The sequence below is a fragment of the Mesorhizobium sp. M0195 genome (assembly GCF_040322115.1).
Classification (GTDB): domain Bacteria; phylum Pseudomonadota; class Alphaproteobacteria; order Rhizobiales; family Rhizobiaceae; genus Mesorhizobium.
In genome coordinates this window covers 383,075-401,889 of record NZ_JAMYSV010000001.1, presented here as the reverse complement: position 1 = coordinate 401,889, position 18,815 = coordinate 383,075, and the positions used below count along the sequence as shown (strand labels likewise).

The window sequence follows — 18,815 nt, the reverse complement described above, 5'->3', positions numbered from 1 at the left end:
CCTGGCGTCAGGCCGAGCGCATTTCATCGAGAATGGCTTCCGCCGCCGCCCGCCTGTCGGTGGCGCCGACGATCGGCCGGCCAACGACGAGATGGCTGGAGCCGTTGCGGATCGCCTGCGCCGGCGTCACCACGCGTTTCTGGTCGCCATGGTCGCTGCCCTTCGGTCGGATTCCCGGCGTCACTACCGCCAGATCGGGGCCGACGATGCGGCGTACCGCCTCCGCTTCCTCGGCCGAACAGACAATGCCGCCCATGCCGGCATGCAGCGCCTGCTCGGAGCGCCTCAGCACCAGCGTATGCGGGTCATATTCATAGCCGGCGTCGATCACGTCTTGCTCGTCCATCGAGGTCAGCACGGTAACCCCGAGCAGGCAAAGGTCGCTGCCCCTGGCAGCCTCGACCGCCGCCTTCATCGTCTTCGGATAGGCGTGGATGGTCAGCATGCTCATGCCCATCCTGACGATGTTGTCGACCCCCTTGGCAACGGTGTTATCGATGTCGAGCAGCTTCATGTCGAGAAAGATCCTGGTGCCGCCGCTGGCCAGCTCGCGGGCGAAGTCGAGCCCGCCGGCAAAGGCGAGCTGGTAGCCGATCTTGTAGAAGGAGACGATCCCGTCGAGCTCGCGCACCGCCTTCTCGGCTTCCCTCAGCGTCGGCAGGTCGAGGCCGACGATCAGCCTTTCCTGAATTGTGTCGGCACGCGCGGCGTCCGGGATCATGCCTCGATCCGCGTCGACAGCATGCGCGAGGTTTCGATCAGCGTTCGGCATAGGTGCTCCGTCGATTGGCGTAGTCTTTCGTCCCGGAAGTTGCCTTCGTCGTCGAAGGCGCTACCGCCCTCCGGCACCGAACACTCCGGTGTCACGACCTCCATCCGGCAGCGCACCAGCACGGCGCGCAGATGGTTGATGCAACGTATCCCTGCAAAGGGTCCGCTGGAAGACGAGCAGAGGCCGGCGACCTTGCCGGCAAGCGGCCTGAACGTCCGGCCCCCATCCTTGCGCAGTTGGCTCACCCAGTCGATGGTGTTCTTGAGCAGCGGCGGAATGGAGCCGTTATATTCGGGCGTCGCGATCAGCAGGCCGTCATGGGCGGCGATCATCCGGCCGAGCCTGACGGCGTTTTCGGGAATGCCTTCGTCCTTTTCCAGATCCTGGTCGAGGATCGGCAACGGGTAGTCGGCAAGGGAGATGCGGGTCACCTCCGCGCCCTGCATGGCAAGTTCCTTCTGCGCCACGTCGGCAGTCCTGCCGCTATAGGCGCCGCTGCGCACCGAACCGGCGACGACGAGAATTTTCGGGATGATCGGCATCGCAATCCCCTGCTGTGGCGGCAGCTATAGGCGATGCGTGGGATGAATCAATAGCCGAGATTGCGGCACGCATTTAGCCTTGGCCGCTTTGGCGACCGGCGCCAGCGGATAGGGCGGACCTCGTGGGATTGAAACGGGTAGGCTATGGTCTTGTCGCGCTCGCGGTGGCTGCTGCCGCCGGCTACGCCGCTTTCGTCCTCAGCCCGTGGCCTTCGGTCCTTCTGATCCGTTACGCTTTTCACAAGCATGCAGTGGCAAAGAACCGCGCGCTTGAAAAGCACGTGCCCGCCAATGTCGGCGAACTGCCCGACGAGCGCTATGGCGAGGACCCCGACGAGACCCTTGACGTCTTCTTTCCCGTGGACGCTCAGGCAAAGGCGTTGCCGACGGTGGTCTGGGTGCATGGCGGCGGCTTCGTTGCCGGAAACAAGGCCGACATCTCGGCATATATGAAAATACTGGCCGGGCGGGGCTACGTCACTGTCTCGGTCGGCTATTCCGTCGCCCCCGGCGCCCGCTATCCGACGCCAGTCCTCCAGGCCAACAAGGCGCTTGCCTTTCTTTCCGGCAATGCCGGCCGCTACCGCATCGATCGCAACAGGCTTTTTCTCGCCGGCGACTCCGCCGGCTCGCAGATCGTCGCTCAACTGGCTGCCACGATCAGCAATCCCGCCTATGCCGCCACGATGGACGTTGATCCGGGCATAGAGCGCGCGCAACTGAAAGGCGTTGCACTGTTCTGCGGCATTTACGATCCCGCGATGATCTCGCCCGAAGGGCCTTTCGCCGGCTTCAACAGGATCGTCATGTGGTCGTATCTCGGCGTGAAGCGGCTGGACGATGACCCGCGCATTGCCGAATTTTCAGTCGACAGGCACCTGACGCCGCAATTTCCGCCGGCATTCGTCTCGGTTGGCAATGCCGATCCGCTGGCGCCGCAGTCGCGTCAGATCGCGCGCGCGATCACGGCGCAAGGCGTCGCGGTCGACAGGCTGTTCTTTCCGGACGACTACAGTCCGGCCCTGCCGCATGAATATCAGTTCGATCTCGACGGCAAGGCAGGAGAACAGGCGTTCGAAAGGCTGACGGCATTCCTGGACCGATTGGCCAACCAGCCGCAATGACCGGCATCGGGAACTCCGATATGCGTTCAGCCGCGCCGATAGATCCAAAGCTGCGTCGGCGGGATGTTGCGGATGACGAAATGGAAATGCTCGACCGTATAGTCGCCGCGGCCGGGCGGGATCGGCGACAGCGGCCCGTAAGTCAGCTGCACGATCGGCCGGCCCGCCGGGATACGGTCGAGCAGGCTCTCGACATAGGCGATGCGCTGGGCAACCGGGAAATTGAGCAGGGGCACGCCCGATATCACAGAATCGAAGATCAGGTCGCGCTTGTCGCCAAGCGTCGCGTCGAGATTGAAGGCGTCGCCCTCGATGACGTTGACGCCAGGATAAAGCTGACGCAGATGGCGCACGAAATCAGTGGAATATTCGACTGCGTAGAGATTCTCAGGCTTTATGCCCTGCGCGAGAATGGCGCGTGTGATGACGCCTGTGCCGGGCCCGACCTCGAGCACCGGCAGGCCGGATTTCGGATCGACGATCGAGGCCATCTTGCGCGCGGTGACGGAACTGGTCGGGACGATCGAACCGACCGCCTTCGGCTTGTCGATCCAGCCCTTGAAGAACTTCAACTCGTCGTCGAACTTTTCCGCCAGCGTCTTTCGCAGTCCGGGACTACGCGTCATCGAAAGTCCTCCTCAACGCTCCCTCGCATGCTACTTAACAGCTACGAGGTGCAAGACAAGGCGAATCCCCGGATAAGGTGTTGATGACGCTCGGGAAGCGTTTTCCAGGGATCAGCTTCGGTGCTCGCCGAACGTTTCGAAAAAGTCCTTCATGCGGGCGAAAAATCCGCTCGACTGAGGCGAATTGTCCTTTGAGGAAAGCTGCTCGAATTCTTCCAGCAATTCGCGCTGGCGGCGCGAAAGGTTCTGCGGCGTCTCAACCACGGTCTGGATGTAGAGGTCGCCAATATTGGGCTGGCGCAGCACCGGCATGCCCTTGCCCTTGAGGCGGAACTGGCGACCGTTCTGGGTGCCTTCCGGCACCTTCACCTTCGTCTGGGTACCGTCCAGTGTCGTCACCTCGAACGAGCCGCCAAGCGCTGCCGTTGTCATCGAGATCGGCACCTTGCAATAAAGATCGGCGCCGTCGCGCTGGAAGAATTCGTGCGGCTTGACCGCGAGGAATATGTAGAGATCGCCGGACGGGCCGCCGCGTAGGCCGGCCTCGCCCTCATTGGCCAGCCGGATGCGGGTGCCGTCCTCGATGCCGGCAGGGATGTTTACCGACAGCGAGCGCTCCTCGGTGACACGGCCCTGGCCGGCGCATTTCGGGCACGGATCCTTGATGGTCTGGCCGCGCCCCTGGCATTGCGGGCAGGTGCGCTCGATCGAGAAGAAGCCTTGCGTGGCGCGCACCTTGCCGTGGCCGTTGCACATCGAACAGGTGACGGGCTGGGTGCCGGGCTTGGCGCCGCTGCCGGAGCATTCCGAGCAGGAGATCGAGGCCGGCACGCGAATCTGCGCGGTCTTGCCGGAAAATGCCTCCTCCAGCGTGATTTCCATATTGTAGCGCAGGTCGGCGCCGCGCTCGCGGCCGCCGGACGAGCGGCGCTGGCGCCCGCCCATCATGTCGCCGAAAATGTCTTCGAAAATGTCGGCGAAGCCGCCGGCGCCAAAGCCCTGCGCCCCGCCATTCATGCCGCCGTGCTCGAAGGCCGCGTGGCCGAAGCGATCATAGGCGGCACGCTTTTGCGGGTCCTTCAGCGTTTCGTAGGCTTCGTTGATTTCCTTGAACTTGTGCTCGCAGGCATGGTCGCCTGGGTTGCGGTCGGGATGGAACTGCATGGCCAACTTCCGGAAAGCGCTCTTGAGCTCCTTCTCGTCGGCGCCCTTTTGCACGCCCAGCGTTTCGTAAAAATCAGCTTTCATGTTTTCCCGCAGTCCGGATAGTCAACGTCTTGAAGCATCGTTGCGTCGTTTGCCGGCACGCTGTTCCGATTTAGGTGTGATGGAGCCGCGATGCCAGTGTCTACGAGGCTTTGTCCGCATTTTTTAGGGGAGCTCCGCGTTTTTCTGGCAAAGGGTTGCAAAAAGCCCGGCTGCGCGCCGGGCTTTTTGCTTACCTGTACCGTCAGGCGGTTCAGGCCGACTTCTTCTTCTCGTCGTCCTCGTCGATTTCCTCGAAATCGGCATCGACGACGTCGCTGTCCTTGGCGGCGTCAGCCTTGGCGTCGGCCTCGGCGGCTTCCTTCTGCGAAGCCTCGTACATGGCCTGGCCGAGTTTCATCGAGACTTCGGCGAGCGTCTGCGTCTTGGCCTCGATCTCGGTCACATCGTCGCCTTCGGCAGCGGTCTTCAATGCCGCGATCGCATCGGCAATCGCCGTGCGGTCGGCCTCGGAAACCTTCTCGCCATATTCCTTCAGCGACTTCTCCGAAGAATGCACCAGCGCCTCGGCCTGGTTGCGGGCCTCGACCAGCGCGCGCCGCTTCTTGTCCGCTTCGGCATTGGCCTCGGCGTCCTTGACCATCTTCTCGATGTCGGCGTCCGAAAGGCCGCCAGACGCCTGGATGCGGATCTGGTGCTCCTTGCCGGTGCCCTTGTCCTTGGCCGAGACGTTGACGATGCCGTTGGCGTCGATGTCGAAGGTGACCTCGATCTGCGGCACGCCGCGCGGCGCAGGCGGGATGCCGACCAGATCGAACTGGCCGAGCGCCTTGTTGTCGGCGGCCATTTCACGCTCGCCCTGGAAGACGCGGATGGTCACCGCCGACTGCGAATCCTCGGCCGTGGAGAACACCTGGCTCTTCTTCGTCGGGATCGTCGTGTTGCGTTCGATCAGCCGCGTGAACACGCCGCCCAGCGTCTCGATGCCGAGCGACAGCGGCGTCACGTCGAGCAACAGCACGTCCTTGACGTCGCCCTGCAGCACGCCGGCCTGGATGGCGGCGCCCAATGCGACGACTTCATCCGGGTTGACGCCCTTGTGCGGCTCCTTGCCGAAGAACTGCTTCACGATCTCCTGGATCTTGGGCATGCGGGTCATGCCGCCGACCAGGACGACTTCGTCGATTTCGCCGGCCTTCAGGCCGGCATCCTTAAGCGCCGCCTTGCAGGGATCGATCGTCCGCTGGACGAGATCCTCGACCAGGCTCTCGAACTTCGCCCGCGTCAGCTTCAGCGTCAGGTGCTTGGGGCCGGTGGCATCGGCGGTGATGAAGGGCAGGTTGATTTCGGTCTGCGTGGTGGACGACAGCTCGATCTTGGCCTTTTCAGCCGCTTCCTTGAGGCGCTGCAGGGCGAGCTTGTCGTTCCGCAGGTCGATGCCCTGTTCCTTCTTGAACTCGGCCGCCAGATATTCGACCAGGCGCATGTCGAAATCCTCGCCGCCGAGGAAGGTGTCGCCATTGGTCGACTTCACCTCGAACACGCCGTCGCCGATTTCGAGCACCGAAATGTCGAACGTGCCGCCGCCAAGGTCATAGACGGCAATCGTCTTGCCTTCCTTCTTGTCCAGTCCATAGGCAAGTGCGGCCGCCGTCGGCTCGTTGATGATGCGCAGCACTTCGAGGCCGGCGATCTTGCCGGCATCCTTGGTCGCCTGGCGCTGGGCGTCGTTGAAATAGGCCGGAACGGTGATGACCGCCTTCTCGACCTTCTCGCCGAGGTAGGCCTCCGCCGTTTCCTTCATCTTCTGCAGGATCATCGCCGAGATCTGGCTGGGCGACTGCTTCTTGCCGCCGGCCTCGACCCAGGCATCGCCATTGTCGCCCTTGACGATCTTGTAGGGGACAAGCTTCTTGTCCTTCTCCGTCACCGGATCGTCGTAGCGGCGGCCGATCAGGCGCTTGACCGCGAAAATGGTGTTTTCAGGATTGGTGACCGCCTGGCGCTTGGCCGGCTGGCCGACGAGGCGCTCGCCGTCGCTGTTGATGGCGACGATGGAAGGGGTCGTGCGGGCGCCTTCCGCATTCTCGATGACCTTGGATTCCTTGCCATCCATGATGGCGACACAGGAGTTGGTTGTTCCCAGATCGATACCGATTACTTTTGCCATTGTTCTAATCTCTCCGCTAAGCAGGCTCTCAGGACCCGTACAGGCGTTCCGATGAAAGCCCCTGTTCACAAGAAATTCCGCTCCGGCAACCGGCATTCGGCGCTGGACGGCTTGGCGCGTATATAAGAACAGGCTGCGTGGCGCGCAAGCATTCTGCGCAAGGCGTTCACCATTCATCGCGGTTGATCGGATCCGGGACCGGCAGGCCGGTATTTTCCGGCGGTGATCCAGCCGGCCCGGCCCCGGCCCATGAACCTTTCCGCCTCGCCCCGCGACAGACGCTTAGGTGCCGCGCGGTGCGGCCCCGGAAAGGAAAGCCCCATGACCACAGATCCAGAGGCTCCATGGTCTCGTGGAACAGCAGGAGCTCAGCGCGACCTTCGCCTTCCCATGACCTGTGGGGGGAGATCCATGTCTTGCGACCACGGGGCGTTCGTGCGCTCTCGTGGCGGCTGTTTGCGCCGCGCCATCCAGGCTGCCAGCGGATTGTCGATCTTGGCGCTCGCCGCTGGGCTGAAGAAGCCCGATCTGCAGAAGGTGAAACCAGGCAACGGCAAGCTCTTCCTGTCATGGACGGCCAGACCGCGGTTCATCCGAACTGAAATCCAGGCCTTGCTCTGGAAAGTCCTTGCACTGGAGGAGAGGAAACGTCTGCACAGGAGAGAAGTGGCTCGCCACCGCTTCTCTCCTTCTGCGCAGATGCGATATCGACGCCGGATTCCTGTCGACAAGCGGCGTTGAGACGATTACGGCGAAGGCGGGCTCAACAACGGGAAGCGGACATGGCTCAAAAAACCCTGATTGCGCCATCGGTGCTGGCTTCCGATTTCTCGAAGCTCGGCGACGAGGTCGAGGCGGTGGCCGCCGCCGGCGCCGACTGGATCCACCTCGACGTCATGGACGGGCATTTCGTCCCGAACATCACCTTCGGGCCGCCGGTGATCAAGGCGATCCGCAACCGCACCAAGGCCTTCTTCGACTGCCATCTGATGATCGCCCCGGCCGATCCTTATCTGGCCGCCTTCGCCGACGCCGGCTGCGACGGCATCACGGTGCACGCCGAAGCCGGGCCACATCTCGACCGGTCGCTGCAAACGATCAAAAACCTTGGCAAGAAGGCCGGCGTGTCACTCAACCCCGCGACACCGGAGACGATGATCGAATACGTGCTTGACCGGCTTGATCTGATCCTGATCATGACGGTCAATCCGGGGTTCGGCGGCCAGGCCTTCATTCCGGCGATCGTCGACAAGGTGAAGCGGGTGAAGGCGCTGATCGGCGGCAGGCCGATCAGGATCGAGATCGACGGCGGCATCTCGCCCGAAACTGCGCCCCTGGTCACTGCCGCCGGCGCCAGCGTGCTGGTCGCCGGTGCGGCCATCTTCAAGGGCGGCAGCGTCGAAGCCTACCGGGCAAACATCGAGGCAATCAGGACGGCGGCGGACAAGGCGGCCGGCTGACCGCCGCCGTCCGGCCGGAGTCAGCCGCTCGGGGGGACTTATGAGCAACCATCTGTTCGATGCTTTCCGTGCCCGGATGCCCGCGCCCGGACGCCTTTTGATGGAGGCAGAGGACGGGCGCTCGATCAGCTATGGCGAAATGCTGGCGCGCTCCGCACAACTGGCGCATGCGCTGTCGCGGCTCGGCGTCGAAGCCGGCGACCGCGTCGCCGTTCAGGTCGAGAAGAGCCCGGAGGCCATTTTCCTTTATCTCGCCTGCCTGCGTGCCGGCGCGATCTTCCTGCCGCTCAACACCGCCTTCACGCTGACCGAGCTCGACTATTTCTTCAGGGATGCCGAGCCGCGGCTGGTCGTCTGCGACCCGACGCGAGCGAGCGAAATCGGCGCCTTGGCGCAGGCCTCGGGCGCTGCGGTCGCGACACTCGGCAGCAAGGGCGAGGGTTCGTTGACCGATCGCGCCTCTGAGGCGGCCGTGGACTTCCACGATGTGGCGCGCGGACCGGACGACCTTGCTGCGATCCTCTACACGTCCGGCACAACCGGCCGTTCGAAGGGCGCCATGCTCAGCCACGAAAACCTCGCCTCGAATGCGCGGGTGCTCGTCGACCTCTGGCGCTTCACCGCCGCAGACGTGCTGGTTCACGCGCTGCCGGTTTTCCACACGCATGGCCTTTTCGTCGCCACCAACGTCGTCCTGATGGCCGGCGCCTCGATGCTGTTCGACACCAAATTCGACCCGGCCCGCATCGTCTCGCTGCTGCGGCGCGCCACCGTCCTGATGGGCGTGCCGACCTTCTACGTCCGCCTGCTGCAGCAGGACGGTTTGAACCGGCAAGCGGCGAAAAACATCCGCTTGTTCATTTCCGGATCGGCGCCGCTTTTGGCCGAGACGCACAGAGCCTGGCGAGAGCGCACCGGCCACGCCATCCTCGAGCGCTACGGCATGACCGAGACCAACATGAACACGTCGAACCCTTACGAGGGCGAGCGGCGTGCCGGCACGGTTGGCTTCCCGTTGCCCGGCGTCTCCCTGCGCATCGCCGATCCCGACGGCGGCGAAACACTTGCCCGGGGCGAGGTCGGCATGATCGAGGTCAAGGGCCCGAACGTCTTTTGCGGCTACTGGCGCATGCCGGAAAAGACCAGGGCCGAATTCCGTGACGATGGTTTCTTCATCACCGGCGATCTGGGGCTGATCGATGCCGACGGCTATGTCCACATCGTCGGTCGCGGCAAGGACCTGATCATTTCGGGCGGCTACAATATCTATCCAAAGGAAGTCGAGAGCGAGATCGACGCGCTGCCTGGTGTTGCCGAAAGCGCTGTCATCGGCGTCGCCCATCCGGATTTCGGCGAAGGCGTCACCGCGGTCGTGGTGCGGGCGCCGGGCTCGACCATCAGCGCCGCGGGGCTCATCGAGGCCATCGCCGGGCGCCTCGCCAGGTACAAGCATCCGAAACGGGTGATCTTCGTCGACGAGCTGCCACGCAACACGATGGGCAAGGTGCAGAAGAACCTGCTGCGCGAAACCTACAAGGACCTCTATACGTCCAAAGCCGGCTAACCCTAACGAGCAGGGCTGGTTGCAAAAACCCTGGCGCCATCGATCCACACGCTTTTAATGTCCACATCGTCCGACAGCGAAACGATGTTGGCGGCGGTGCCTTTGGCGAAACGCCCGAGCCAGTGCGACTGGCCGATCGCTTGCGCCGGATAGAGCGAGGCCATGCGCAAGGCCTCGTCGAGGTCGAGACCGACGACGCGGTGCATGAAGCGCACCGCGGAAATCATGTCGAGATCGGCGCCCGCCAGCGTGCCGTCGGCAAGTGTCAGCCTGCCATCCTTGCGGTGGATGGTGCGGCCGTTCAGCGTGAACGAGGTCATGTCGGTGCCGATCGTCGCCATGGCGTCGGTGACGAGCAGGATCTTGCCCGGCCCCTGCTTGGCACGCAAGGCGATGGCCATGGTGGCCGGATCGACATGGATACCGTCGGCGATGATGCCGGCATAGAATGTGCCGGTATCGATTGCCGCGCCCGCCAGCCCTGGCTCGCGATTGCCGATCTGGCTCATCGCATTGAACAGATGGGTGACCACCGTTGCGCCGGCCTCGGCAAAGGCGCGAGCCGTGGCATAGCCGGTATCGGAATGGCCGATGCTGACGACAATGCCGGCTTTGCTAAGTGCCGACACCTGGTCGGGCTCGACGGATTCGGGCGCCACCGTCGTCAGCAGCACGGGCAGGTTTTTCCGTGCGGCGATCAGCATCGCCTGGTCGGGGCCTAGCATCGGCCGGATCAGGGCCGGGTCATGCGCGCCCTTGCGGGCGATCGAAAGATGCGGCCCTTCAAGATGCAGGCCCAGGAACCCTGGCATCTTCCTCCGTGCCGCCTCGGCTCCGGCCGCAACCGCGGCGGCGGTGATCTCGGACGTGTCGGTGATCAGCGTCGGCAACAGCGCCGCCGTGCCGAAGGGTGCGTGCGCCCGGCAGATGGTCTCGATCGTGGCGACGTCGGGATGGTCGTTGAGCATGACGCCGCCGCCACCATTGACCTGTAAATCGACGAAGCCAGGCGCCAGCATGCCGCCACCAGTCTCGATACGCGCAACACCGGGTGGAATAGCCCCGGCGGCAACGATGGCCTCGACGAGGCCGTCGCGCACGACAAGCGCCGCATTGTCGTGCCAGTCGTCGCCATCGAAAATCCGGGCGCCGGTCAGGGCAAAGCGATCGCTCATAGCGTTTCCGTCACCTTGCGCAGATTGGGCGGCGTGTCGGGGTCGAGGCCGCGATGGCGGGCAAAAGCCTCGACGAAACCATAGAACGACACGATCAGCGTCAGTGGATCGGTCAGCGGATGACCGGTTGCGACATGCGGCAGCGGCTGTGCGCTCCTTGCCTTGTTCGACGTCACAAAGACGGCGGCGCCCTTGCCGGCCAGGCTGTCGGCGGCATCAGCCACCGACGGTTCGGACGCATCGCGAGCAGCCAGAGCCAGCACCGGGAAGCCGGGACCGACCAGCGCCAGCGGGCCGTGCATGACCTCGGCGGCACTATAGGCTTCCGCGTGCATGGCGCAGGTTTCCTTGAATTTCAGCGCCGCCTCGTTGGCGATCGCCGCCGACGGGCCACGGCCAAGGATGAACAGCGATTTCGGCGTCTCGAGTGCCGCAGCCAGCGCCATCCAGTCGCACGCGATCGCCTTGCGAAAATGCTCCGGCAGGCGGGCAAGTGCTGCCAGAAGTTTGTCGTCGCCGGTGCAATGCGCCATCAAGGCGAGCCCTGCGACGGCCGAATTGACGAAGGTCTTCGTCGCCGCAACGCTGCGCTCCGGTCCGGCCAGGATGTCGATCGCGTAATCCGAGGCTCGCGCGAGCGGCGAATCGGCAGTGTTGGTGATGGCGACGGTCAGCGACCCGCCGGCCCGCGCCGCCTGCGCCATTGCGACGATGTCCGGGCTCTTGCCGGACTGCGAGATCGCCAGGCAGGCCGAGCCGCCCAGCTTCAGCTTGGCGCCATAGATCGAGGCGATCGACGGGCCGACCGATGCAACCGCCAGCCCGGCGGTCAGCTCCACGGCATATTTCATGAAGGTCGCGGCATGGTCGGACGAACCGCGCGCCACGGTGACGACGAAATTCGGGTCGCGCTCGCGAATGTCGCGCCCGGCCTCGGTCAGCACCGCGGCCGAGCCGTCGAGCAGGCGCGCGGTGGCCTCCGGGATCTCGTCGATCTCGCGCCGCATATGGGTAATTGTTGCGCTCATGACCGGCCCTCTTCGCCCGGCCCGCTTAGCCGGAGTTCGGCGACAAAATCATAGGCGTCGCCTCTGTAGATGGAGCGGGTGAACTCGATCACCTTGCCGCTCGCCAGATAGGAGATACGCTCGATATGCAGCCCGGCAATGCCTGGCGGCACTTCGAGCAGATGCGCATCGCCATCGCCGAGATTGGTGGCGGAAATGCGCTGCACCGCCCGCACCGGTCTGTTGCCGGTCTGTTCCAGCGCCGCGTAGAGCGACGAACCGATCGCCGCCGGATCGGGCAGCACGCTTGTTGATAGCGAGGCGCGCTCGATCGCCAGCGGCGTGTCGTTGGCAATGCGCAGGCGCGCCACGCGCGCCACCAATTCGTTCGATGCCAGGCCGAGCACCATCATCTCGTCGGGCGACGGCGGATAGAGGCCGCGGTCGAGCCAGGCTGAACGCACCGCCATGCCGCGCCGCGCCATGTCTTCGGTAAACGAGGTCAGCATCGACAGCGACTGCTCGACGCGCTCCATGCGCGGCGCAACGAAGGTGCCGGAACCATGGCGCTGGACGAGGATGCCGCCCTTGACCAGGTCCTGCACCGCCTTGCGCACGGTGACGCGCGAAATGTCGGCCTTGCTGGCGATGTCGCGCTCGGAAGGCAGCGCATCGCCCGGTCCGATCAGCCCGCGTTTGACCGCATCCTCGATGCTCTTCCTCAGCTGCAGATAGAGCGGCGCGCCGCTTTGCGACGATTGTTTCAGCGCCGTGAATATCTGGTCGGCGGCCTCGCTCATCGCGCTGTCTCCGCCGTGTTTGCGAAAATCCGAACCGCCATCTGCACCGCGCCGCCCAGCGCGTCGTCGAGCGGCGGTTTCAGCAGCGCCCGGTAGCGGGCCGACAGGCGCGGCGCGTAAAGCGGCGCCAGCCCGCCGAGCAGGCAGAGCGGATCGTCGCCGCCCAGGTCGAGTACGCCAAGCGCTGCCTCGACATCGGCGACCGCCTTGTCGAGGATCCAGATAGCGACGACGTCGCCTTTTTCGGCGTGTTCGAACACCTTGGGCGCGAAGCCGCCGAAATCGCCGGGCTTGGCGTTGGTGGTGAATTCGACCACATCCTCGGGATTGTTGCGGAAGATGGCGAGCATGGCCTGCGTCAGCGGCGAGCCTTCGCGGATGCCGTCATAGGCGAGCAGCGTCTGCTCGAGCAGGTCGCGGCCGATGCGGGCGCCGCTGCCCTGGTCGCCGACCTGGAACCCCCAGCCGCCGATGGCGCGCGACTTGCCTTGTCTGCGCGCCATATAGGCGGTGCCGGTGCCGAGGATGGCCATGGCGCCGTCGCCGGAGCCGACCGCACCTTCCAGCGCGATTTCGGCGTCGGTCTCGACACGGCTGATGCGGAACGGCAGGATCGCTTCGAGCTGCTGCCTATAGGTGCCGACATTGGCGCCGGCCAGGCCGAGAACGGCCGGCGTTTGCGGGATCAGTGCGGGATCCCTGCCCGCGGCGACAAAGGCCTGCTGCGCCGCATCGACGATGTTCGTCCTGGCGCCGGTGAGATCGGTGCGGATGTTGGCGGCGCCGCTTTTGGCGCGGCCGAGGACGCTGCCGTCGGCCGTTGCAAGGGCCGCCCTGCAGCTGGTGCCGCCGCCATCGATGCCGAGCACGAATTTCACGCGATTTCTCCTCGGGGCGGATAATACCAATAAAATACCAATAGCCAAGGGTTAATTTCCATTTCAAAAAAGTTAAGGCCTAGTTTGTTGAGAAATCAGCGGATTTCGTCTGCAGGCCTATCCCGACGCAGGGATTTCATAAATGCGTGTGGACAAGTGGTATTTTTTTGGTATTGTTTTCTGGATTGGAGGACAGCGGATGGCCGAAACGCGCACCGAAGCGCTTCACCGCAATGCCGAGGGACTGGACATCCAGGCCCCGGACGCCATCCTTTCCTCTTTGGCCAACGCACAGATCGAGGCCGCCAAGGCCGTACGCGGCGCCATTCCTGCCATTGCCGCGGCCGCCGAAATTATCGCAACCCGGCTGAAAAGCGGCGGCAAGCTCGCCTATGCGGCCGCCGGCAGCTCGGGCCTGATGGCATTGGCCGATGCGCTGGAACTGCCGGGCACTTTCGGTATCCAGCGCGACCGCATCGCCATCCTGATCGCCGGCGGCGACGAAGCTTTCAGGACACTGGCCGGCGGGCCTGAGGATGACCTTGACGAAGCTTCGGCAGCGGTCGCCGCCGCCGGCATCGGCAGTAGCGATTGCCTGATCGCCGTCTCGGCCAGCGGCTCGACACCTTACGCTGTCCGGGCGATCGAGGAAGCCAGGCGCCGCGGTGCGGCGACGATTGCCGTCGCCAACAACAGGGATGCGCCGCTGCTGCGGCTGGCCGACATCGCCATCCTGCTCGAAACGCCGCCGGAGCTGATTGCCGGCTCGACGCGCATGGGCGCCGGCACCGCCCAGAAGATCGCGCTCAACATGCTGTCGACGCTGGCCGCCATCCATCTCGGCCATGTCCATGACGGCTACATGGTCAACCTCATGGCCGACAACATCAAGCTGCGCGACCGCGCCGCACGCATCGTCGCCGCCGTCAGCGGGCGCGACAAGGACGAGGCGGCGCGCCTGCTCGAAAAGAGCGGCGGCGTCGTCAAGACCGCCATTCTGCTCGCCGCCGGCGCCACCAGCGCCGACGCGGCCGAGAAGATACTGGAAGGGACCGGCCACAAGCTGCGGCCAGCCCTTTCCGCGATCGAGGGGAGCAAGGGGCGCAATGCCTCTGTTCTCATCAAAACCGAACCTGAAAAAGGTCAACAGGGAGACTGAGCATGACAACGAAGCTACTGACGGCACTTCTTCTCGGCACCAGCATTCTCGGCTCCGCCGGGGTGGCTTACGCCGACGACGTAACGCTCAACATCGAGAGCTGGCGCGGCGACGACCTTGCCATCTGGAAGGACAAGCTGATCCCGGCCTTCGAAGCCAAGAACCCGGGCATCAAGGTGGTGTTCGCGCCGTCGGCGCCAACCGAATATGACGCCGCCCTCGGCGCCAAACTCGCCGCCGGCTCGGCCGGCGACCTGATCACCTGCCGCCCGTTCGACAAGTCGCTGGAGCTCTTCAAGAAGGGCAACCTCGCCGACATCTCGACCCTGCCCGGCATGGATAACTTTTCCGACGTCGCCAAGGCCGCCTGGCAGACCGACGACGGCAAGTCGAGTTTCTGCGTGCCGATGGCCTCCGTCATCCATGGCTTCATCTACAACAAGGACGCCTTCGACAAGCTCGGCATCAAGGTGCCGGAGACGCGCGACGAATTCTTCGCCGCGCTCGACAAGATCAAGGCCGACGGCACCTACATCCCGATGGCGATGGGCACCAAGGACCTCTGGGAAGCGGCGACCATGGGCTACCAGAACATCGGCCCGAACTACTGGAAGGGCGAGGAAGGCCGCCTGGCGCTGATCAAGGGCGAGCAGAAGCTGACTGATCCGCAGTGGGTCGAGCCCTTCAAGGAACTGGCCAGGTGGAAGGACTATCTCGGCGACGGCTTCGAGGCGCAGACCTATCCGGACAGCCAGAACCTGTTCACGCTCGGCCGCGCCGCCATCTACCCGGCCGGCTCGTGGGAGATCGGCCTGTTCAACACGCAGGCGCAGTTCAAGATGGGCGCCTTCCCGCCGCCGGTGCAGAAGGCCGGCGACACCTGCTACATCTCCGACCACACCGACATCGGCATGGGCCTCAATGCGGCCTCGAAGAATGCGGATGCGGCCAAGACCTTCCTGTCCTGGGTGGCCTCGCCGGATTTCGCCACCATCTACGCCAACGCGCTGCCGGGCTTCTTCAGCCTGAACAACACCCCGGTGAAGATGGAAGACCCGCTGGCCCAGGAATTCGTCTCCTGGCGTGGCAAGTGCAAGTCGACGATCCGCTCGACCTACCAGATCCTGTCGCGCGGCACGCCGAACCTTGAAAACGAGACGTGGGTTGAATCGGCCAACGTCATCAACGGCACCGACACGCCGGAAGCTGCCGCCAAGAAGCTGCAGGACGGCCTCGACAGCTGGTACAAGCCGGCGAAATAAGAGCGCGGCGAAGCGTTGTCTCCCCTCGAGGGGGAGATGTCGCCGAAGGCGACAGAGAGGGTCGGTCGAGGCAGGCTGCGGCTTGATCGCTGCTGGAAAGCACGGTCGAAACCACGATGGCGGGCCGCATCGGCCGACCCCACCCGCCTCGCTGTGCGAGGCACCCTCCCCTCGAGGGAGAGGAGGCGCCGCGCCCTTTGACGGCAATTGCAAGACCTGATCCGGGGACCGAATGCATGGCCGCAGCACCGAAAAGACCGTTCCGTTGGCATATCGGCGTTTTCCTGGCGCCGGCGTTGCTGGTCTATACGGCGATCATGATCCTGCCTCTGGCCGGCACGCTGCAGCTTTCCTTGTTCCGCAACATCAATCAGTCGCAGGTCTTCGTCGGACTGGAAAATTTCCGCATGCTGTTCGGTGATCCCAACTGGTCGGTCAATTTCTGGAACGCCCTCAGGAACAATGTCTGGTTCTTCGTCATCCATATGCTGGTGCAGAACCCGATCGGCGTCCTATTGGCCGCACTTCTGTCCAGCCCCAGGCTGCGGTTTTCCGCCTTCTACCGCACGGCGATCTTCGTGCCGACGATCCTGTCCTTCGTCATTGTCGGCTTCGCCTGGAAGCTGATCCTGTCGCCGCTATGGGGCGTGGCGCCGCATATGATGGACCTTGTCGGCCTGAAAAGCCTGTTCACGCCCTGGCTCGGCAAGGCACAATATGCGCTGACCGCGCTCAGCCTGATCTCGGTGTGGCAGTTCGTCGGCATCCCGATGATGCTGATCTATGCGGCACTGCTGTCCATTCCCGAAGAGGTGATCGAAGCGGCCGAATGCGACGGCATTACCGGGATGGCGCAGTTCTGGAAGATCAAGCTGCCGCTTATCCTGCCGTCGATCGGCATCATCTCGATCCTGACCTTCGTCGGCAATTTCAACGCTTTCGACCTGATCTACACCGCGCAAGGCGCGCTGGCCGGGCCGAACTATTCAACGGATATTCTCGGCACCTTCCTCTACCGCGCCTTCTTCGGTTTCCAGCTGCAGGTCGGCGATCCCAACATGGGCGCGGCGATCGCCACGATGATGTTCCTGATCATCCTCGGCGGCGTCTGCGTCTACCTGTTCCTCGTGCAGACGCGCTTGCGTCGCTACCAGTTCTGAGGCGCGACATGAGCACCGCAACCCGCTCGCTGCCCCGCATCATTGGCGCCCACGCGATCCTGTTGACCTACACCGCCATCGCGCTGTTTCCGGTCATCCTCGTCATCATGAATTCGTTCAAATCGCGCGCAGGGATTTTCGGCGCGCCGCTGACGCCGCCAACGCCAGGGACCTTCGACCTGATCGGCTACGCCACGGTGATCGGCCAGGGCGACTTCATCCACTATTTCCAGAACAGCCTAGTCGTCACCGTCGCCTCGCTGTTCTTCGTGCTTCTGTTCGGCGCCATGGCTGCGTTCGCACTGTCGGAATACCGCTTCCGCGGCAATTCGCTGATGGGGCTCTATCTGGCGCTCGGCATCATGATCCCGATCCGCCTCGGCACCGTCGCCATCCTGCAGCTGATGGTGGCGAGCGGGCTGGTTAACACGCTGACGGCGCTGATCCTGGTCTACACGGCGCAGGGCCTGCCGCTTGCCGTCTTCATCCTGTCGGAATTCATGAAGCAGGTCTCGGACGATCTGAAGAATGCGGGCAGGATCGACGGCCTGTCTGAATACACCATCTTTTTCCGGCTGGTGCTGCCGCTGGTGCGCCCATCGATGGCGACGGTCGCGGTCTTCACCATGATCCCGATCTGGAACGATCTGTGGTTCCCGCTGATCCTGGCGCCGTCGGAGGAGACCAAGACAGTGACGCTCGGCGCCCAGCTGTTCCTCGGCCAGTTCGTCACCAACTGGAACGCCATTCTGGCGGCACTGTCGCTGGCGATCATGCCGGTGCTGATCCTCTACGTCATCTTCTCGCGGCAGCTGATCCGCGGCATCACTTCGGGAGCGGTCAAGTGAGTTCGCAACAACCTCTGCGCGTCGTCGTCGCCGGTCTCGGCAATATGGGCCGCAGCCATGCGCTGGCCTACCATACCAATCCGGGCTTCGAGATCGCAGCACTGGTCAATCGCTCCGACGTGCCGTTGCCGGGCGGGCTCGCCAGTTATGGCATCAGGCGCTCCTTTGACCAGGCGTTGCGCGACGAGAGTCCTGACGTCGCCTGCATCGCCACCTATTCCGACAGCCATGCCGACTATGCGGTGAGGGCGTTCGAGGCCGGCTGCCATGTCTTCGTCGAAAAGCCGCTGGCAACCACCGTCGCCGATGCAAAGCGCGTGGTCGCGGCAGCCAAGGCCAACGGCAAAAAACTGGTGATCGGCTACATCCTGCGCCATCACCCGTCCTGGATCCGGCTGATCGCCGAGGCGCGCAAGCTCGGCGGCCCTTACGTGTTCCGAATGAACCTCAACCAGCAATCCTCCGGCCATAGCTGGGAGACGCACAAGCAGCTGATGCAGACGACGTCGCCGATCGTCGATTGCGGCGTGCATTATCTCGACGTGATGCTGCAGATCACCGACGCCAGGCCGGTCGAGGTGCGCGGCATGGGGCTGCGGCTGACCGACGAGATTGCGCCCACGATGTATAATTACGGCCACCTGCAGGTGCTGTTCGACGATGGTTCGGTCGGCTGGTACGAGGCCGGCTGGGGGCCGATGATCTCGGAGACGGCCTTCTTCGTGAAGGACGTGATCTCGCCCAATGGCTGCGTGTCGATCGTCATGAAGGAGGGCGTCAGGTCCGACGACATCGACACCCACACCAAGACCTCGACCATCCGCCTGCACAGTGCGGCGACCGGCGCGGACGGCAAGTTCGCCAAACCGGACGAGATGCTGTCGATGGAGGGCGAGCCTGGCCATCAGGATCTCTGCGATCTCGAACAGGCATTTGTGCTCAAGGCGATCCGCGAGGATCTCGACTTGACCCGCCATATGGACGACGCGGTGAAGTCGCTCGCCGTCTGCCTTGCCGCCGACGAGAGCGTACGCAGCGGCCTCGCCGTGAAACTCTAGAACA

18 protein-coding genes are annotated in these 18,815 nt (G+C 63.9%); 9 read left to right on the top strand and 9 right to left on the bottom strand.

From position 1 onward, the window contains the following. Positions 1-7: 7 nt before the first annotated feature. The gene (pyrF, locus tag NKJ12_RS02015; RefSeq protein ID WP_254815723.1) at positions 8-721 is read right to left on the bottom strand and encodes an orotidine-5'-phosphate decarboxylase; all 714 of its coding nucleotides are present in this window, start codon (positions 719-721) and stop codon (positions 8-10) included. Further along, positions 718-1,314 carry an NADPH-dependent FMN reductase gene (locus tag NKJ12_RS02010; protein ID WP_352701098.1) on the bottom strand — a complete coding sequence of 199 codons (597 nt, stop codon included), beginning with the start codon at positions 1,312-1,314 and terminating at the stop codon, positions 718-720. The genes pyrF and NKJ12_RS02010 overlap by 4 nt, the downstream gene beginning before the upstream one ends. 128 nt (positions 1,315-1,442) lie before the next feature. Between NKJ12_RS02010 and NKJ12_RS02005 the strand changes: the two genes are divergently transcribed. Beyond that, positions 1,443-2,438, top strand: coding sequence for an alpha/beta hydrolase (locus tag NKJ12_RS02005; RefSeq protein ID WP_352701097.1), 996 nt, complete (start codon positions 1,443-1,445; stop codon positions 2,436-2,438). 26 nt (positions 2,439-2,464) lie between these two features. Here the strand turns inward: NKJ12_RS02005 and pmtA are convergent, their stop codons facing one another. The 3 genes from pmtA to dnaK all read right to left on the bottom strand — a co-directional run bounded on the left by pmtA (position 2,465) and on the right by dnaK (position 6,440). After that, positions 2,465-3,064: a phospholipid N-methyltransferase PmtA gene (gene pmtA / locus NKJ12_RS02000; RefSeq protein ID WP_352476898.1), complete on the bottom strand. Its 600-nt coding sequence runs from the start codon at positions 3,062-3,064 to the stop codon at positions 2,465-2,467. Between the two features lie 111 nt (positions 3,065-3,175). Continuing rightward, positions 3,176-4,312: a molecular chaperone DnaJ gene (gene dnaJ, locus NKJ12_RS01995; protein WP_254815727.1), complete on the bottom strand. Its 1,137-nt coding sequence runs from the start codon at positions 4,310-4,312 to the stop codon at positions 3,176-3,178. Positions 4,313-4,523: 211 nt separating this feature from the next. After that, complete coding sequence (gene dnaK / locus NKJ12_RS01990; RefSeq protein ID WP_023679851.1) at positions 4,524-6,440, bottom strand: molecular chaperone DnaK; 1,917 nt, start codon at positions 6,438-6,440, stop codon at positions 4,524-4,526. A 411-nt stretch (positions 6,441-6,851) separates the two neighbouring features. Here dnaK and NKJ12_RS01985 point away from each other — a divergent pair, with 411 nt between their 5' ends. Genes NKJ12_RS01985 through NKJ12_RS01975 form a run of 3 tightly spaced genes read left to right on the top strand, consistent with a single transcriptional unit; the run spans position 6,852 to position 9,464 of the window. Then, positions 6,852-7,181, top strand: coding sequence for a hypothetical protein (locus NKJ12_RS01985; RefSeq protein ID WP_352701095.1), 330 nt, complete (start codon positions 6,852-6,854; stop codon positions 7,179-7,181). A gap of 41 nt (positions 7,182-7,222) precedes the next feature. Further along, a complete protein-coding gene (gene rpe, locus NKJ12_RS01980) occupies positions 7,223-7,900 on the top strand; it encodes a ribulose-phosphate 3-epimerase (protein ID WP_352701094.1) in 678 nt (225 codons plus the stop codon). A 40-nt stretch (positions 7,901-7,940) separates the two neighbouring features. After that, the gene (locus NKJ12_RS01975; RefSeq protein WP_352701093.1) at positions 7,941-9,464 is read left to right on the top strand and encodes a malonate--CoA ligase; all 1,524 of its coding nucleotides are present in this window, start codon (positions 7,941-7,943) and stop codon (positions 9,462-9,464) included. Between the two features lie 2 nt (positions 9,465-9,466). On the opposite strand, the gene nagA is transcribed toward NKJ12_RS01975, so the two are convergent. From nagA to NKJ12_RS01955, 4 genes are read right to left on the bottom strand one after another with little or no spacing between them, the layout of a single operon-like run. After that, positions 9,467-10,639, bottom strand: a complete 1,173-nt coding sequence (gene nagA / locus NKJ12_RS01970; protein ID WP_352701092.1) for an N-acetylglucosamine-6-phosphate deacetylase — start codon at positions 10,637-10,639, stop codon at positions 9,467-9,469. Beyond that, on the bottom strand, positions 10,636-11,667 hold the full coding sequence (locus NKJ12_RS01965) for an SIS domain-containing protein (protein ID WP_352686219.1): 1,032 nt from the start codon (positions 11,665-11,667) through the stop codon (positions 10,636-10,638). Before NKJ12_RS01965 ends, nagA begins: the two co-directional genes overlap by 4 nt. Next, complete coding sequence (locus NKJ12_RS01960) at positions 11,664-12,446, bottom strand: GntR family transcriptional regulator (RefSeq protein WP_352507073.1); 783 nt, start codon at positions 12,444-12,446, stop codon at positions 11,664-11,666. The genes NKJ12_RS01965 and NKJ12_RS01960 overlap by 4 nt, the downstream gene beginning before the upstream one ends. Then, positions 12,443-13,324 (bottom strand): glucosamine kinase nucleotide-binding domain-containing protein, encoded by an 882-nt coding sequence (locus NKJ12_RS01955; RefSeq protein WP_352476905.1) that lies wholly within the window; start codon positions 13,322-13,324, stop codon positions 12,443-12,445. The genes NKJ12_RS01960 and NKJ12_RS01955 overlap by 4 nt, the downstream gene beginning before the upstream one ends. Positions 13,325-13,523: 199 nt before the next feature. On the opposite strand from NKJ12_RS01955, the gene NKJ12_RS01950 reads away from it, so the two are divergent. The 5 genes from NKJ12_RS01950 (at position 13,524) to NKJ12_RS01930 (ending at position 18,811) form a co-directional block, all read left to right on the top strand. Beyond that, positions 13,524-14,483, top strand: a complete 960-nt coding sequence (locus NKJ12_RS01950; RefSeq protein ID WP_352686222.1) for an N-acetylmuramic acid 6-phosphate etherase — start codon at positions 13,524-13,526, stop codon at positions 14,481-14,483. A 2-nt stretch (positions 14,484-14,485) separates the two neighbouring features. Beyond that, positions 14,486-15,745, top strand: coding sequence for an ABC transporter substrate-binding protein (locus NKJ12_RS01945; protein ID WP_352686225.1), 1,260 nt, complete (start codon positions 14,486-14,488; stop codon positions 15,743-15,745). A 236-nt stretch (positions 15,746-15,981) separates the two neighbouring features. Continuing rightward, positions 15,982-16,905 carry a carbohydrate ABC transporter permease gene (locus NKJ12_RS01940; RefSeq protein WP_352507070.1) on the top strand — a complete coding sequence of 308 codons (924 nt, stop codon included), beginning with the start codon at positions 15,982-15,984 and terminating at the stop codon, positions 16,903-16,905. Positions 16,906-16,913: 8 nt separating this feature from the next. Beyond that, positions 16,914-17,753, top strand: coding sequence for a carbohydrate ABC transporter permease (locus NKJ12_RS01935; RefSeq protein WP_352507069.1), 840 nt, complete (start codon positions 16,914-16,916; stop codon positions 17,751-17,753). After that, positions 17,750-18,811 carry a Gfo/Idh/MocA family protein gene (locus NKJ12_RS01930; protein WP_352507068.1) on the top strand — a complete coding sequence of 354 codons (1,062 nt, stop codon included), beginning with the start codon at positions 17,750-17,752 and terminating at the stop codon, positions 18,809-18,811. The genes NKJ12_RS01935 and NKJ12_RS01930 overlap by 4 nt, the downstream gene beginning before the upstream one ends. Positions 18,812-18,815: the final 4 nt, after the last annotated feature.